Genomic DNA, 17,815 nt, shown 5'->3' on the forward strand with positions numbered 1-17,815 from the left:
ATTACCTATTTCACTCCTGACAAACGAAATTAATTTTGATATCTTAATTGTATTAACTGAATATTTATATATAGGGTTTAGCTATAGTTTATGATCTTGGCAATGGTTCAGAAGCATAACTAAGGCTATGTGAAAGTAAGTCATTTTTGCTCAATCATTTTTTTATCTTGAAAGAACTCGACATTTAATAGTTAATTTACTATATCACTCTAAAATTTTTAGGCATCAAAATGGGATTTCTTTTTTTTCACTCAGCACAAACTGATAAGAATGCGAATTATTACAAAGGCAAGCTCTTTGAAGACCTTCTTGCTAAATATTTAGAAGCTACTGGTTACGATATTAAAACTAGAATAAAAAAAGAGGGACTAGAATATGATTTAGAAGGAATTCATCGAGTAAGTAGACATGAAGTAATTGGTGAAGCAAAAGCATTTAGTAAAAGAATAGAAGCTGAAAAGTTTAATGCTTTTTGTGGAAAGTTTATCCCTTTGTGGCTAGAAAATAAAAGTCGTCTTGGTCTTTTTATTTCTACAGAAACACTGACACCAGACGCTGAAAATTTTTATCAAGAAAAGTTAGTAAAACAAGAAATAAATGTCGAAGTATTTTCTGGGGAAGAATTACTTGAAAAAATTAGCCAAGAATTAAAATTACCAAATCCAGAATCCTTGAAAAAGCAGATTCAGTCTAGGAGTTTAAATCCTTTATCTTATCATCTGCTCACTACAGATCATGGTATATTTTTTGTATATATAATAGGATCATCTGAATCTGCTACTCCATCATCATTTGCTATTTTTCGAGATGATAGTAGTTGGCTTAACGATAAAAATTATCTTGACTTAGTTAAACAAAAAGTTCAAGAATTACAAGGTTTAGAACCAATTATAGGAGAGAAGTCATTCCATCATTCTACTATTAATCGGATAATAAAGCAGGGTTTAGAAGTAGGTAAAGGTTGGTTTGACTATAAAGCTCCTGCAGCTCCAGAATATTTTATTGGTAGACATGAATTAATTGAAAAGATAAAAAAGCATATTAGTTTAGGGGAAGAACCACAAAACACTTTGCAAGTCAAAAGTCGTTCTGGTGTAGGAAAAAGTTCTTTGCTCGCAAATCTAAATAGGTGTTTTAAAAAGGAAGGATATTTGACAGAGTTACATGATGCAAGAGATGTAAAAAATACTTTTGACCTTTATTATTTGGTTCAAAGATTTACAAAATCAAAATGGCAAGCATCTGACCACAAAGGGATTGAAAAACAACTACAAGAGTTAAGAAATAGACTCAAGAAAAATCAACGTGGGATTTTTATGGTCGATCAGTTTGAATCAATGTTTAATAATGATGAATTATTTAATAGCTATGAAAGTTTAATTTCTATTTTTAATGATTTCAAACCAAAGCTTTTTATTGTGATAGGACGGAAAGATGACTTACTAACTTACCATGATAATAAAATATCTCTTGATAAAATCAACCAACTTTCTAAAATTTATCCGCTGCATGACTTTTCTGTAGTAGAGGCAAAAGAACTAATAAATAAAATTAATGAAACATCAATCAAAAAAATTAACAATGAGGTGAAGTCATTTATATATGAATTTTCTAGTGGCTTTCCTTGGTTAATTAAGCGAACTATAACTCATTTAATTTCCTATTATAAAAAACATCAACAAATCCAAGGAGACTTATTTGATACTGGTCTAGGTTTAAAAGAGCTTTTTGATGAAGAACTAGAAGAATTGAATCAATTAGAAAAAGGTTTTCTTTTCAGAATAGCACCTAAACTACCTGCAACTGCTTCTGAGCTTCATAAAGAATATGACGAAGATCCATTACTACCAAATATTCTTTATAAATTAACAAAAAGTAAAATATTAAGATTGTCTGGAGATACATACGATACATATAATGATGTCTTCAAAGAGTATCTAGGCGGAAAGCTACCAAAAATTTATGAAGCATTTACATACCGTCTTCACCCAAAAGGAGTTCTTGATTTTTTCTATAATTTAATTCAAAGTCATAAGGCTCAGTATAGCGAATTACGTTTTTCAAATGAGCAAATTAAAGACTTCTACTTAAAACAAAAACCTCAAGGTAATAATCACACCGTTAATCATCTTAAATACGATTTAAAACATATAGGTTTGCTGGAACAAGATGGTGATGAATTAGTAATTTATCATAGTATTATCGATATTTATCAGCGTGGTGAATTAGGTCAGTATGTGCAACATAAGTTAAAAAATAATGCTCTTATTAAAGAGTTGTTAGATAAAGTTAAACAAGAAGGTGATTTTTCATATTCAAATTTACCAAAATACTTAAAAGATAAACTTATTTTTAGAGAAGCTGGACAAGATACTTGGTCTTCTCATGCAAAAAATCTGAAAGCATGGTTAACAGATTTTATGATTTTGATAGAAGACAAAAAAAGCAAGAGATTTATTTTACCCACAGCCAGATATAGTAGTGAGGAAATCGCAGAACATTTAGCTAATATTGAGGAGATGTTTACTGATAGAAAAAACAATACCTCTCAAAGAGAAATTTTCCTACCTAAAGTCAATTGGGAATATATAGAAAAATTAGCTGAATATTTGTTAGAGGATAAACAAATACCTCAAAATAAAGAAGGTAAAAAATTGCAGCAAGCCAAAAATGACTTAACTGCTATATCTTTAGTAAATAGTCAAACTAATAAATTAAATTTTGACTCTATCGAAGAGCTTAAAAATAAAATTAAAGGTACGTTAGAGAAAACTCCTTACAATCGAGTATGGAAAGCAGCAGTTAGAGGTGAAAAACCTATACAAGTTATGCGACATCTTCTAAAAAATAAATACAGTGATAGTACGGTAAAAAGTCGTTTAAGTGTAATGCTGAACTGGGGACAAAATCTAGAAATAATACCAAAAAAAAGATATCGTCATGGGTAAATTTACTTCAAAAGTTTTTTGAAGTTGATGGCTAGATTTCGATGATTATCAAGCGCTTTAGCCTGGGCGTTCGCCTGAAAAAGAAGATGATTTTAAACAATGCTATAATCACAACGATTACCAATAAATTAAACTACTATAAATTCAGATTTGAATAACCATTATCTCAATCTATATAATGATAGTTTAAAACTTTTAATCTATCCGATTAACAGCAAGCGATGTAGCTAAAGCTAGGCTTCGCCAACGCTCAAACATCAACAAATTTAATATCTCTCAAAATCTCATGGTTAAATCAAAATCAATTTACCGAACCATCGCCCTAATACTAATTGCAATTTTTACCACAATTACATTAATATTAGCCTCTAATCAAATTAGCAAAACCACACAAAAAACAGAAATTCGTGGCGTTTGGATAACTAATATTGATAGTGATGTTTTATTTTCCAGTACAGCCACAAAATCAGCAATAAACCGTTTAGCAAAACTCAACTTCAACACACTATATCCCACCGTTTGGCAAGGCGGTTATACTCTATATCCTAGTCAAGTAGCACAACAAGTATTTGGTAAATCATTAGACCCAACTCCTGGTTTACAAGGGCGAGACGTTTTACAAGAAATTATTACTGAAGCACATGAAAAAGGTTTAACAATTATTCCTTGGTTTGAATTTGGTTTCATGGCACCAGCAGATTCAGAATTAGCAAAATTACATCCTAATTGGTTAACTAAACGACTGGATGGAACTACTATTAAAATGGAAGGTGAATATCCCCGAGTTTGGCTTAATCCTTTTCATCCAGAAGTACAACAATTTATCTTAGATTTAATTATAGAAATTGTTACTAAATACGATATAGATGGGATTCAATTTGACGATCATTTTGGCTTACCAGCAGAATTTGGTTATGACGATTTTACAGTTAAATTATATGAAAAAGAACTTCCTGGTTTATCCCCTTCTGAAAATCATCAAGAAACTTTTTGGGTTCGTTGGCGAGCAGATAAAATTAATAACTTTATGGAGCGGGTTTCTGAAGAAATAAAAGCGATAAAACCAGACTGTATTATTTCTGTATCTCCTAATCCTTTCCATTTTGCTTTACCTGCTTATTTGCAAGACTGGTTTACTTGGGAAAGAGAAAAATGGATTGATGAAATTGTTTTACAGGTTTATCGTCCAGACATTAAACGTTTTACTAAAGAATTAGAACGAACAGAAGTCGAATTAGCTAAAAATCATATTCCTTTTGCCATTGGAATTTTGACTGGTTTGAAAAATAATTCAACTCCTATAACGACAATTGAAGAACAAGTAGAAGCTCTGCGGAAGAGAAATTTTGCCGGAGTATCATTCTTTTTCTATGAAAGTTTATGGAAGTGGGGAAAGGAGTCAGAAAATATCAGAAATGAAGCTTTGGAAAAAATATTTCAGGGAAAGATTTCAAGACCACATATCTCTAGTTCAAATAAATAAGGAAAACCATGGAGGTCATAAATTTTTCTCTTTCAAACTTTCTCCTAGACACAGAACTCAAGCAAACAAATTTTTTCCTCTCAGATAAATAGTAGAGGGGAAAGGTAGGAAATTTTTCTGACTAGGGGGAGGGAAGAGACTAGAAGTGGTAAATTTTTCCCTCTCCAGTAAATAGTAGAAGGGAAAAGTTAGAAATTTTTCTGACTAGGGGGAGGAAAGAGACTAGAAGTGGTAAATTTTTCCCTATCAGGTAAACACTAGAGCCGAAAAGATAGAAATTTTCTCTAACTTTATCCTAGACACAGAACTCCAGCAAGCAAATTTTTTCCTCTCAGATAAATAGTAGAGGGAAAAGGTAAGAAATTTTTCTGACTAGGGGGAGGGAAGAGACTAGAAGTGGTAAATTTTTCCCTCTCCAGTAAATAGTAGAAGGGAAAAGTTAGAAATTTTTCTGACTAGGGGGAGGAAAGAGACTAGAAGTGACAAATTTTTCCCTCTCCAGTAAATAGTAGAAGGGAAAAGGTAGGAAATTTTTCTGACTTGGGTGAGGAAAGAAACTAGAGGTGGCAAATTTTTTCATTGCGACAAACAACTAATATCTATTAATTTAATACCCTAATTTCATAAACTTTAAATCCTGCACCTCTAGGTAAAGGTCTGCCATCCATTCCCATTGGATAAGACTCATAAGCACTCTTCGGTTGATATGTTTTACTATCAACATATTCTCCTTTTGCTTCAACTTTTTTCCCGACATATTCGGCAAAACTTTCAAAAGCGATCGCCTCTGAAGCACGCATAATTATACTTTCTTCAGCAGAACGTTTTTCTATTTCTAAATCTCCCACATCTAAGACATAATAATTACTATCTCCTGCTATCCAAGATTCAGTGGTTTTACTCCAAGGTTTTTCAATAACTGTACCTGTTAAATATATTAGAGAATTACTTTTTTGAACTTCCATAGTTATAGATGGAGTTTGAGATATTTGAGATTTAGTAAATAGATAACCGCTCATAGCACTCACAACTCCCACAAATATTGATAATACTATCGAAAATATTCTCCAATTTGTCAAATTTACTTGTATCATTTCCATCTCTAATTTAAAAAATCATTTAATTGCTATTACATTTAATCTACAGCGTTAGCCACAAAAATTCCGGGAGTTAAAGTGCGGATCATTTAGTCTAAGTATTAATAGATAATACAGCTTTGAAAAAAAAATGCTATAAAACAATACAGTTTAGTTAATATTTTTTTAAGTAAGGAACAAGGAAGGTAGATGAATCTATAGCTCAATACAGTTAACTTAAGGATTTTTTCTGGTAGTTCTGTAATATTAAAAGCCATCCTAATTGTTCCATGCTTTATAGTTTTTTTCCTATATGAAGTAAGTATTCAGCTATTAGCGGTCAGCTTTTAGCTGTTTCATAGATAATGTATATACACTGCTAATGTCAAGGTCAGTTTTTTTCAAAACTTTATAATTATCCTTGAAATTTTTAATACTAATTCCTGCTCTCAAGGCAATGAATGAATAACTGATAGCTGATAGCTGACGGCTGAATGCTTACTTATTAAGCTATAAAAAGTGTATCTCGATCGCACATGCTTAAAAAGAGATGTTCTAATTCATTGTAGACAGCTATCTCTATTATTTTTCCCTTTTTTTCAATATTTACTCCTTCTCTCCTAGATAACTAAATTTTTCTTCTTTCTTCCTTGGTATAAAAAATCAAGTTTATGGTAAAATTATTAGGTTTTTTAAACAAGACAAATATATGCACCGAATAGCAGCTACTCCTGGTGGTTGGAACCCTCAAGCAGAAGGGGTAATTTTTATCGAACAAACTCCCGCACCAATAATATTTTTAACAGCAGCAGATACGGATATTCAAACTTTAGCAGCAGCAGTTAATAAGTTACCTTTTGATTTTCCACAACTGCGAGTTGCTAATTTACTTCACTTACAACAACAGTTAACTATTGATACTTATGCTGATGATATTTTATCCAAGGCAAAAGTAATTATTGTTCGACTTTTAGGGGGGCGCTCCTATTGGTCTTATGGTTTGGAAGTCTTGCTAGAAGTGATAGAAAAAGAAGGGGCAAAACTAATAGTAATTCCTGGAGATGACCGTCCAGATCCAGATTTAATTAGTCATTCTAATGTTTCAATTTCTCTAGTTAATCAATTCTGGCAATATTTAATAGAAGGTGGGGTAGATAATTTTGTTAATGGTCTCAAGTTTATCGCTAATATTTGTCTGGGAAAAGATTATGATTTTGCCTTACCTATACCAGTGCCGCGAGTCGGAATTTATCCTTGGCAAAAAGAAGAGCAAACCACAAAAGCAAAAGTCGGAATATTATTCTATCGCGCTCATTATTTGTCTGGAAATGTTGCTCCTATAGATGGTCTTTGCCAAGCTTTAATAGAAAAAAATTTAGAACCCGTACCAGTCTTTGTTTCTTCTCCTAGAGATGTAGAAGTACAGGGAGAAATATTGGAATATTTTCAACCTGAAAATGCTGAAGCAATTCAATTATTGTTAAACACAACAAGTTTTGCTGTTTCTGTTGTGACTGAAGAAGGAAGAAGGAAAAAGTGGATGGGGACTCAAACCCCAACCAATTGTCAACACCGTATAGACGGCGGGGTATTAAACCCAAAAGAAAAAGATAATCAAGATTCAGAATTAGAAAATTTGTCTTTTCCTCCCTTGTTAAGAAATGGGAAAAATTTAGATATTCCAGTTTTACAAGTAATTTTTAGTGGTGGAAATTTTGAGCAGTGGGAAAGTCAATATCAAGGTCTTTCGCCACGGGATGTGGCAATGAATATTGCACTACCAGAAGTAGATGGAAATATTATTAGTCGGGCAATTTCTTTTAAGGCAGTTCAAACTTGGAATTCCGGTCTAGAAACAGATGTAGTAAGTTATTTTCCGGTTCAAGATAGGATTGAATTTGTGTCAGAATTGGCTGCTAATTGGATTAAGTTACGACAAACTCCAGCATCTCAACGTCGCATCGCATTAATATTAGCAAATTATCCTAATCGTGACGGTCGTCTTGCTAATGGAGTAGGGTTAGATACCCCTGCTAGTTGTGTAGAAATTCTTCAAGCTTTACAACAAGCTGGTTATTATTTGGAAAATCTTCCTGAAACAGGTGATGAATTAATTAAACGTCTTACTTCTGGAGTAACAAATGATTTAGAAAGTCGTGAATTACGTCCTATTTTCCAGTCTTTATCCTTAGCAGAATTTGAAACATATTTTGCTAGTTTGCCAGAAGTTGTACGAGAAAAAATTATTCAGAGATGGGGAAGAAGCAATGACACAGATTTTGCCTCGGATGTACGGATTAATTCCACAAAAATTTCACCATCTTTTTCCCAAGATATTTCTGGCAATCTTTCTGAAATTCAGAAAGATATAGACACAGATTTTGCCACGGATGTAGGGATTAATTATACAAAAAATTCCTCATCTTTTCCTAAAGATGTTTATAGTAATTTTGCAGAATTTGAGAAAGATAATGATGGAAATTTTCCCACAGTTACAGACACGAATTTTGCCAAAGATGTACGGATTGATTCTACGATAATTTCTTCATCTTTTTCCCAATATGTTTCTAGTGATTTTTCAGAGCTTGAGAAAGATAAAGAAACTGATAATTTTCCCATTCCAGGCATTCAGTTAGGAAATATTTTTGTAGGTATTCAACCTTCGCGGGGTTACGATATTGACCCCAGTTTAAATTATCATGCTCCAGATTTAGAACCTACACCTAATTATTTAGCTTTCTATTATTGGTTGAGAGAAAAATTTCAAATAGATGCAATTATTCATGTGGGAAAACATGGAAATTTAGAATGGTTGCCCGGTAAAAGTGTCGGTTTATCTCAAGAATGTTTTCCAGAAATAGCTCTTGGAGCTTTGCCACATTTTTATCCATTTATTGTTAACGATCCAGGGGAAGGTTCTCAAGCTAAACGGAGGTCGCAAGCTGTCATTATCGATCATTTAACTCCACCTATGACTCGTGCTGAAATTTATGGAGCTTTACAACAGTTAGAAACTTTAATTGATGAATATTATGAAGCACAAAATTTAGACCCATCTCGGTTATCTGTAATTCGAGAGCGGATAATTAATCTCATAGAAAAAGAAGGTTTAGATAAAGATTTATCATTTTTAGGAAAAGACTCAGAAAGCACAAATTTTGCCACGGATGTACGGATTAATTCTACTAATTTTTCAGAAATAGAAGATGTAACTTCCAACTTCTCTAGTTCCGAAAAAGACTCAGACTTCCTCTCGCCTTCTGAGCAAAATGAGCAGAAATTTTCTACAGAAATAGAAGATGTAACTTCCAACTTCTCTAGTTCCGAAAAAGACTCAGACTTCCTCTCGCCTTCTGAGCAAAATGAGCAGAAATTTTCTACAGAAATAGAAGATGTAACTTCCAACTTCTCTAGTTCCGAAAAAGACTCAGACTTCCTCTCGCCTTCTGAGCAAAATGAGCAGAAATTTTCTACAGAAACAGAAGGTGTCACTTTCGACTTCTCTAGTTCTGAAAAAGACTCAGACTTCCTCTCGCCTTCTGAGCAAAATCAGGAGAAATTTTCTACAGAAACAGAAGGTGTCACTTTCGACTTCTCTAGTTCTGAAAAAGACTCAAACTTCCTCTGGTATTCTGAGCAAAATCAGGAGAAATTTGTCATAGAAATAGAAAGTTTGTTTCCCAACTCCTCCAGTTCCGAAAAAGACTCAAACTTCCTCTGGTATTCTGAGCAAAATCAGGAGAAATTTGTCATAGAAATAGAAAGTTTGTTTCCCAACTCCTCCAGTTCCGAAAAAGACTCAAACTTTCTCTGGTATTCTGAGAAAAATAGGGAGAAATTTGTCACAGAAATAGAAGATGTCACTTCCGACTCCTCCAGTTCCGAAAAAGACTCAAACTTCCTCTGGTATTCTGAGCAAAATCAGGAGAAATTTGTCATAGAAATAGAAAGTTTGTTTCCCAACTCCTCCAGTTCCGAAAAAGACTCAAATTTTCTCTGGTATTCTGAGAAAAATAGGGAGAAATTTGTCACAGAAATAGAAGATGTCACTTCCGACTCCTCCAGTTCCGAAAAAGACTCAAACTTTCTCTGGTATTCTGAGAAAAATAGGGAGCAATTTGTCACAGAAATAGAAAGTTTGTTTCCCAACTCCTCCAGTTCCGAAAAAGACTCAAACTTTCTCTGGTATTCTGAGAAAAATAGGGAGAAATTTGTCATAGAAATAGAAAGTTTGTTTCCCAACTCCTCCAGTTCCGAAAAAGACTTAGATTTCCTATCGTCTTCTGAGAAAAATAGGGAGCAATTTGTCACAGAAATAGAAAGTTTGTTTCCCAACTCCTCCAGTTCCGAAAAAGACTTAGATTTCCTATCGTCTTCTGAGAAAAATAGGGGGCAATTTGTCACAGAAATAGAAGGTGTAACTTTCGACTTCTCCAGTACAGAAAAAGATTTATTGACATCCTCGCCCCATTTAAAAAGAGGAGAGAAATTTGAAAATGATGAAAATGCTAGATTTGCCAAATTAATTACTAATGTAGATGGTTATCTCTGCGAATTAAAAGAAGCACAAATTCGCGATGGTTTACATATATTTGGACAATGTCCTCAAGGTCAACAATTACGAGATTTGATTGTAGCGATCGCTCGTCATCCTAGTACTACTCGTTTGGGTTTAACTCGTGCTTTAGCTGAAGATTTAAACTTAGACTTTGATCCTCTCACCGACGATTTTTCTACAATTATTAATCAGAACTTATTTATAGATGGAAAATCTTGTCGCACCCTGGGTGATGCTGTTGAGTTAATCGAACAAAAAGTAGCTAATTTAGTCGAAAATTTAATTAACCAAAATCTGATTAACTCTCCCTTCTCACAGACAAACAAAGAATTAGAATGGATTCGCCAAAATCTTCTACCTTCTCTGCAAAAAACTAATCAAGAAATTATCAACTTATTAATAGGATTAGATGGCAAATATATCCCTAGTGGTTCCTCTGGCGCTCCGACAAGAGGTAGACCAGACGTTTTACCCACAGGTCGGAATTTTTACTCTGTAGATATTCGCGCTATTCCTACAGAAACTGCTTGGAGAATAGGGCAATTAGCAGCAGAAAATTTAATTGAAAGATACACTCAAGAAAATGGTGAATATCCTCAAACTTTAGGGTTATCAGTATGGGGAACTTCTACGATGCGAACTGGTGGAGATGATATTGCTGAAGCACTTGCTTTATTAGGTGTAAAACCAGTCTGGGATAGACCTTCTCGAAGAGTTATTGACTTTGAAATTTTACCAATTTCAATATTAGGAAGACCTCGTGTAGATGTAACTTTAAGAATTTCTGGTTTCTTTAGAGATGCTTTTCCTAATATTATCGATTTATTCGACCAAGCTGTTATTGCTGTGGCTAATTTAGATGAGTCTCCAACAGAAAATCCTTTAGCTGCTCAAGTCAAAAAAGAAGTCAAATATTGGCAAGAATTAGGATTAACTGAAATTCAGGCAAAAGCACGTTCTCAATATAGAATATTTGGTTCTAAACCAGGAGCTTATGGTGCTGGTTTACAGGGTTTAATCGAATCTCAAAATTGGCAAGATGACCAAGATTTAGCCAGAGCTTATATTAATTGGAGTAGCTATGCTTATACAGGAATTAATAATAGTTATAACCAGGAAGCAAGGGCGATAAATTCTCCCGAAGCATTTTCCCAACGTCTCCAACAAATGCAAATAGTTTTGCATAATCAAGACAATAGAGAACACGATTTATTAGACTCTGATGATTATTATCAATTTCAAGGGGGAATGACTGTAGCAGTTCGTGCTTTAACTGGCAAAAATCCTGATACTTATTTTGGAGATAATTCCATGCCAGAAAACCCTAAAATTCGACAATTAAAAGAACAAATTGCTAGGGTTTATCGTTCCAGAGTAGTTAATCCTAAATGGATAGCTGGAGTAATGCGTCATGGTTATAAAGGAGCTTTTGAAATGGCAGCCACAATAGATTATTTATTTGCCTACGATGCTACAGCAAAATGTGTAGAAGATTTGATGTATCAAGGAGTAGCAGAAACTTATCTTTTTGATGAAAATGTACAATCATTTATACAAGCAAAAAATCCTTGGGCATTGCGAGATATGGCAGAAAGATTATTAGAAGCAAATCAACGAGGTTTATGGGATTCAGCTAATAAAAAAACCTTAGATAAGTTACGGGTGATCGCTCTAGAAGCAGAAGGAATAATTGAGAATTTAGAATTCTGAATTGAGAATTCTGAATTGAGAATAGAGAAGTAATTTGTATCCACAAATAGTTGATGATTTTATGAGAAAGTCAAGTCATATTTTGTCATTTTTACCCAACCTTTTGATTCAAAAAATTCTTGGGGATTACGGGATATGGCAGAAAGATTATTAGAGGTAAATCAACGAGGTTTATGGCAGTCAGTTAATCAAAAAATGTTGGAAAAATTTAAGGCGATCGCTCTTGAAGCTGAAGGAATAATTGAGAATTTAGAATTCTGAATTGAGAATTCAGAATTGAGAATAGAGAAGTAATTTGTACCCACAAATAGTTGATGATTTTATGAGAAAGTCAAGTCATATTTTGTCATTTTTACCCAACCTTTTGATTCAAAAAATTCTTGGGGATTACGGGATATGACAGAAAGATTATTAGAGGTAAATCAACGAGGTTTATGGCAGTCAGTTAATCAAAAAATGTTGGAAAAATTTCAGGCGATCGCTCTAGAACCAGAAGGAATAATTGAGAATTTATAATTCAGAATTTAGAAGGAATAATTTAAAATTCTGAATTATAAATTCTGAATGTAGAAGGAATAATTGAGAATTTATAATTCAGAATTTAGAAGTAATTTGTACCCAGAAATAGTGAAAAATTTTATGAGAAAGTCAAGTCAGATTTTGTCAAGTCAAATTTTGTGGTAGTCAGCTAATCAAAAAATCTTAGATAAATTTCAGGCGATCGCTCTAGAACCAGAAGGAATAATTGAGAATTTATAATTCAGAATTTAGAAGTAATTTGTACCCAGAAATAGTGAAAAATTTTATGAGAAAGTCAAGTCAAATTTTGTCATTTTTACCCAACCTTTTGATTCAAAAAATCCTTGGGTATTACAGGATATGGCAGAAAGATTATTAGAGGTAAATCAACGAATTTTATGCCAGTCAGCTAATCAAAAAATGTTGGAAAAATTTCAGGCGATCGCTCTAGAACCAGAAGGAATAATTGAGAATTTATAATTCAGAATTTAGAAGGAATAATTGAGAATTGAGAAGTACTTTGTACCCACAAATAGTTGATGATTTTATGAGAAAGTCAAGTCAGAAAATCCTTGGGCATTACGGGATATGGCAGAAAAATTATTAGAAGTAAATCAACTAAGTTTATGGCAGTCAGCTAATCAAAAAATGTTGGAAAAATTTCAGGCGATCGCTCTAGAAGCAGAAGGGATAATTGAAGAAAAAGGAATAACTTGAAAAGGGAATTTAAAGTGTTATTTTTAAATTATTACTTAGTATATTTAACTTGGAAATACTATGAAAATAGATTGGAACTTTCCTGAACCACGCTTGGGTATTAAAGGTGGTTTTGACAAATTTTGTGGCCCCGGAGCTACTCGTCTAGAGATGATTCTACAGTCAGTTGTACCGATATTTGCAGGTTTTGTTGCTGCATATTATGGGTATTTAGGTGAATTTGGATGGTCAGTAACACAATACTTGATTTGTTTTGTCATTGGGTTTGATATCATGGGCGGGATAATCACTAACTCAACATCAAGTGGGAAGCGTTGGTATCACCGTGCTGGTCAAGGTTTCACAGAACATATGTCTTTCATTTTGCTTCATTTTGTCCAAATTACTACGATCGCTTGCTTGTACATGGACTTCGATTTTATCTGGATCTTTACGGTGGGTGGCTATCTGGTTGTGGCTTCTACAGTAATTCTGATAATACCACTATATCTTCAACGTCCTGTTGCACTGACTCTGTATAGTATAGCCATTGTATTGTCGATTTATCTGTTAGAAACACCTGTAGGACTTGAATGGTTTCTTCCTTTATTCTATCTAAAACTATTAGTTAGTCATATATTACGAGAAGAACCTTACAGACCAAATAATGAGACTAAAAGGGATAATGCCTAGTCTTTTTAGTAAAGAATAAGGAAGAATTCATTAATTGATAATGGATAATGGATAATGGATAATTGATAATTACCTCTGGTTAAAACCGTTACGGAATTGAATATAAGGAATATTTTCTTTTTTTTCCCCTTAAAAGGGGAGGCTTCAAGGCGCGACTTATTTAATTATTAATTATTAATTATTCGGTAATAAAGTAATAAAAAAAGTATATGAGTCTGTATCTTAATACATTTAAAGATAAGTTTTAGTCTTATTTTTACCGTATTTACCTATAATTTTTATCTAAATAAAAATATTTATTTTCAGATAGTAGGCTATTAATTCCTGATAACTATAGCCATCCTATTTCAATTGTAATATTTTTGTGGTAGTTACGAGTCAGGAGTCAGAATTTTCAAGATTTTTCTCAATCTTAACTATTAGAAAAATTCTCACAAATCATTTAGAATTACTATATCAAAATAATACTAGCTACTACATTTGCTATTAACCATAAAAGTTCATTAATTGATAATGAATAATGGATAATGGATAATTATTTTTGTTTTGCTGGCGCATAACTTTGTTTTTCATGTTCCGTTTGCGTAGCATTCCGCAGGAAAGGAAAGCTTTCCGCAATTATCAATTATTAATTATTAATTATTAAGAGAGGCTTTAAACATAATTGATGAATTATCAATTATCCATTGGTAAGGTACTGTTTTGTTCTGATTTTATGTTGCCTAAAACAAATGAATTTTACACCTTATTAGTACGAAAATTGCTATATTCAAATTCAACCAAATTTATAACCTTTTTAAAATAGGTATTAATTTTTCATTCAACGCCTTATATCCTGCGCGATTAAGATGAAGGAAATCTCTACTATATTCTTCCCTAACTTTCCCTTGTTCATTCGCCAAAATCTCTTTTGTATCGAAAATTATCACATCCTTTTTTTCCAAAGAATAAATAAAATCATTTACTTCCTTAATTCCTGTAACTACTATATCTGGCGACCAAAAAAGTTTTCTCTCAAGTGGCACTTCAGCAATAGGAAAAATAGTTGTCAGAATAACAACAGCACCAAGCTGACGAGATTGCCTGACAATTTCTTTTATATTCGATTTACACTCAGAAATAATTGTCTCTTTATTCTCAGGAAATATTGGAATTCTGTATAAATCATTTACACCTACTTGAACTATTATAATATCCGCAGATAAAGGTTTAATATGTTGATTCAATCTTCCTAAAACTTGCGCTGTAGTTTGCCCATAAATTCCCCTATTTATAAAATTAAAGTTATCAAAATCTTTGGGTGAATTCCAACCACGGGCACGAGAATCTCAAAAAAAAACTACATTTTTTTGATTGGGATTTTTAGTCTTTTTTGGATTAGTATCAACAGGATAAAATTTTATGGCAAGTGGATTTAATTGTAGGGAGTTTAATTGTAAATAAAATTTTCTACTTCTGTTAAAAAATAGGAAATTCAGCCCTACTGAAACTAATATAATTATTGATAAGCAGATAATTATCAATTTGTTTTTGTTCATAATCGAAAAGTCCTCAAACTGCAAGTAAAATTAATACTATCAAAAAAAATATGAGTTATTAACTCATTATCTTGGAAGGAGAAATTAATATCCGGAAAGAGCTAAAAGTTATAAAAATTTTCATAAAATTGTTATCAACTAACCTTAGTATTTTTTGATTTTTTAAAAAGCTATTTGTGTAGCATTCTACAGGAAAAACTGAATGCTTATAAACTAAATACTAGCAATAATTACTAGGAGGCAAAAATGATAATAATCTTACCTAGAGAAAAAAAGACAATTTCTATCCTCTCCTAGAAAATGGAGATCGCCTTACCTCGCAATGAAATCCTTAAGAGAACGCCACATCTCCATAATTGGCATCTATTCCACAAAATAAGTAATTTTATTTAAACCACTGCATAGAATTATAAGTCAAAGTCACTAAAATTTTTTCTACCTTTTTCCTAAAAATATCTTCCCTGTTATACCAATTCCCGAAAGTAATGCTATGCTTCAGTTCTACTTCAACAGTCAAATATTTACCAAGATTTAAAGTCTTTTTTTGACAATTATTAGTCGGTTAGTATAGATTTTTCCTACTTTCAACCCTCCCCCCCACCTCCCACACTTCCCCACCCAATGATACATAGCATTCTTGCGTGAGAAATGGTATTACTTGTTGCCTACTCTGAAAAAAACTCTATATCTTTTTCTCCAGATGTTTAATTGTAGTAAAGTTAAGTTTGACATTAATCATAGTAGAGTGCTTTTTTCATGGGTAAAGGATTAGAACGCAGGAAATTTTTAATTTATAGTTCGGCTGCTCTAGGTACGAGTATTTTTCTCAAAGCTTGTGGTGGTGCTAATAACACTACATCTGAGACTGACACAATTAAAGTGGGTATTCTCCATTCCCTCAGTGGCACAATGGCAATTAGCGAAACTACGGTAGTTGAAGCGGAAAAGTTAGCTATTGAGGAAATAAATGCTGCTGGTGGTGTATTAGGTAAGCAAATAGAAGCAATTGTAGAGGATGGTGCTTCTGACTGGCCTACTTTTGCCGAGAAGGCAAATAAACTTATTGAGCAAGACCAGGTAGTTACTGTTTTTGGTTGTTGGACTTCTGCTTCTCGGAAGTCTGTTTTGCCTGTTTTTGAATCTAAGAATCATATGCTTTGGTATCCGGTGCAATATGAGGGTCAAGAATGCTCGAAAAATATTTTTTATACGGGTGCTACTCCTAATCAACAAATTGAACCTGCTGTAGATTGGTTGTTAGAAAATAAGGGAAAGGAATTTTTCCTGGTTGGTTCTGATTATGTTTTTCCTCGCACTGCAAATACGATTATTAAGGAGCAGTTAAAGGCTAAGGGTGGTACTACTGTTGGTGAAGATTATTTACCTTTAGGAAATACAGAAGTTACTCCAATTATTACTAAGATTAAACAGGCTTTACCTAATGGTGGAGTTATTTTTAATAGTCTGAATGGCGATAGTAATGTTGCCTTTTTTAAACAGTTGAAAGGTGCTGGTATTACTCCGGAAGAATATCCGGTCATGTCGGTGAGTATTGCTGAAGAGGAAGTTAGACAAATTGGTAAAGAGTTTCTTGTAGGTCATTATGCTGCTTGGAATTATTTCCAAACTGTTGAGACAGAAGCTAATAAAAAATGGGTGGCAGATTTTAAGGCAAAATATGGTGCAGATCGAGTAACAAATGACCCGATGGAAGCTGCTTATATTATGGTTTATCTTTGGAAACAAGCAGTGGAAAAAGCTGGTTCTGCTGATGATTTAGAAGCGGTAAGAATGGCGGCTATCGGACAAACTTTTGATGCTCCAGAAGGTTTAGTTACTATGAATGCTAATCATCATATTTCTAAGACTGTGAGAATAGGTCAAGTTCGTGATGATGGTTTATTTAATATAGTTTGGTCTACTGAAGGAGCTATTAAACCTATACCTTGGAATCAATTTGTTCCAGCAACTAAGGGGTTTGCTTGTGACTGGAGTGACCCTAATAAAGGTGGTAAATATAAAGTCAGTTAACAGTTATCAGTTATCAGTTATCAGCTATTACTTTTAATGTAAGTATTCAGCCGTCAGCTATCAGTTATCAGCTATGAATTATTAGCTCATGATCAGCTCAAAAGAGGAATTAGTCTCCAAGGAGAATTAAAACTTATAAAAAAAATGTCTTCAGCTAACCTTAATAATTTCTTGAATATGTTCATGCATCTGTTTGCGCAGCATTCTGTAGGAAATGCTGAATGCTGATACCTGAATGCTTACTTTTTAATTTAGGATAAAAGCTTTATTAATTGTCTTACTAAAAAAGTTGGCTCCCTTGTCTTTAATAAAGTTAGTTGTTAATTTAAACACTGTCCTATATGAGAGAGTCTTGTTGCTGATAGCTGACAGCTAATAGTGGAATGCTTACGTCATAAATTAGAGTAGAATTTTGTACGAGTGGTAGATAAATATGTAGGTTTAATGTTTCTATAAAATTTCTGATTTTGTGTGCTGTAATTAGTTGGTTTAAATAGCTCACTAATTACAGCGCTTTTTCAGATGGTCATTTCAGTTTCCTAATTCTGGAGTAATTATCAGAA

General features: G+C 33.1%; 9 protein-coding genes and 1 pseudogene. 8 read left to right on the forward strand and 2 right to left on the reverse strand.

All coding sequences use genetic code 11. The features are described 5' to 3' along the window. Nucleotides 1-230 precede the first annotated feature (230 nt). Both F6K15_RS19715 and F6K15_RS19720 read left to right on the forward strand, forming a co-directional pair. Nucleotides 231-2,948: a restriction endonuclease gene (locus tag F6K15_RS19715; protein ID WP_293063466.1), complete on the forward strand. Its 2,718-nt coding sequence runs from the start codon at nucleotides 231-233 to the stop codon at nucleotides 2,946-2,948. A 286-nt stretch (nucleotides 2,949-3,234) separates the two neighbouring features. Continuing rightward, nucleotides 3,235-4,431 (forward strand): glycoside hydrolase family 10 protein, encoded by a 1,197-nt coding sequence (locus F6K15_RS19720; RefSeq protein ID WP_293063468.1) that lies wholly within the window; start codon nucleotides 3,235-3,237, stop codon nucleotides 4,429-4,431. Nucleotides 4,432-5,033: 602 nt separating this feature from the next. Here the strand turns inward: F6K15_RS19720 and F6K15_RS19725 are convergent. Then, nucleotides 5,034-5,525: a hypothetical protein gene (locus tag F6K15_RS19725; protein ID WP_293063470.1), complete on the reverse strand. Its 492-nt coding sequence runs from the start codon at nucleotides 5,523-5,525 to the stop codon at nucleotides 5,034-5,036. Between the two features lie 691 nt (nucleotides 5,526-6,216). Between F6K15_RS19725 and cobN the strand changes: the two genes are divergently transcribed. The 5 genes from cobN (at nucleotide 6,217) to F6K15_RS19750 (ending at nucleotide 13,683) form a co-directional block, all read left to right on the forward strand. After that, nucleotides 6,217-11,775: a cobaltochelatase subunit CobN gene (gene cobN, locus F6K15_RS19730; RefSeq protein ID WP_293063472.1), complete on the forward strand. Its 5,559-nt coding sequence runs from the start codon at nucleotides 6,217-6,219 to the stop codon at nucleotides 11,773-11,775. An 87-nt stretch (nucleotides 11,776-11,862) separates the two neighbouring features. Then, the gene (locus F6K15_RS19735) at nucleotides 11,863-12,036 is read left to right on the forward strand and encodes a cobaltochelatase subunit CobN (RefSeq protein WP_293063498.1); all 174 of its coding nucleotides are present in this window, start codon (nucleotides 11,863-11,865) and stop codon (nucleotides 12,034-12,036) included. A gap of 87 nt (nucleotides 12,037-12,123) precedes the next feature. Next, a complete protein-coding gene (locus F6K15_RS19740) occupies nucleotides 12,124-12,291 on the forward strand; it encodes a cobaltochelatase subunit CobN (protein WP_293063499.1) in 168 nt (55 codons plus the stop codon). Nucleotides 12,292-12,882: 591 nt separating this feature from the next. After that, nucleotides 12,883-13,011 (forward strand): hypothetical protein, encoded by a 129-nt coding sequence (locus tag F6K15_RS19745; protein ID WP_363268320.1) that lies wholly within the window; start codon nucleotides 12,883-12,885, stop codon nucleotides 13,009-13,011. A gap of 60 nt (nucleotides 13,012-13,071) precedes the next feature. Then, complete coding sequence (locus tag F6K15_RS19750; protein ID WP_293063474.1) at nucleotides 13,072-13,683, forward strand: hypothetical protein; 612 nt, start codon at nucleotides 13,072-13,074, stop codon at nucleotides 13,681-13,683. 785 nt (nucleotides 13,684-14,468) lie between these two features. On the opposite strand, the pseudogene F6K15_RS19755 reads toward F6K15_RS19750, so the two are convergent. Further along, a pseudogene (locus F6K15_RS19755) lies at nucleotides 14,469-14,963 on the reverse strand (SGNH/GDSL hydrolase family protein); the annotation flags it as partial. A gap of 1,014 nt (nucleotides 14,964-15,977) precedes the next feature. On the opposite strand from F6K15_RS19755, the gene urtA reads away from it, so the two are divergent. Next, a complete protein-coding gene (urtA, locus tag F6K15_RS19760; RefSeq protein ID WP_293063476.1) occupies nucleotides 15,978-17,252 on the forward strand; it encodes an urea ABC transporter substrate-binding protein in 1,275 nt (424 codons plus the stop codon). Nucleotides 17,253-17,815 lie beyond the last annotated feature (563 nt).

The sequence above is a fragment of the Okeania sp. SIO2B3 genome (assembly GCF_010672525.1).
In the GTDB taxonomy this organism is placed as follows: Bacteria; Cyanobacteriota; Cyanobacteriia; order Cyanobacteriales; family Microcoleaceae; genus Okeania.

Excerpts from the sequence above, each read along its gene's own strand:
- F6K15_RS19715 (WP_293063466.1), top strand. The coding sequence starts at position 231 with ATGGGATTTCTTTTTTTTCACTCAGCACAAACTGATAAGAATGCGAAT.
- F6K15_RS19720 (WP_293063468.1), top strand. The coding sequence starts at position 3,235 with ATGGTTAAATCAAAATCAATTTACCGAACCATCGCCCTAATACTAATT.
- F6K15_RS19725 (WP_293063470.1), bottom strand. The coding sequence starts at position 5,525 with ATGATACAAGTAAATTTGACAAATTGGAGAATATTTTCGATAGTATTA.
- cobN (WP_293063472.1), top strand. The coding sequence starts at position 6,217 with ATGCACCGAATAGCAGCTACTCCTGGTGGTTGGAACCCTCAAGCAGAA.
- F6K15_RS19745 (WP_363268320.1), top strand. The coding sequence starts at position 12,883 with ATGGCAGAAAAATTATTAGAAGTAAATCAACTAAGTTTATGGCAGTCA.
- F6K15_RS19750 (WP_293063474.1), top strand. The coding sequence starts at position 13,072 with ATGAAAATAGATTGGAACTTTCCTGAACCACGCTTGGGTATTAAAGGT.
- urtA (WP_293063476.1), top strand. The coding sequence starts at position 15,978 with ATGGGTAAAGGATTAGAACGCAGGAAATTTTTAATTTATAGTTCGGCT.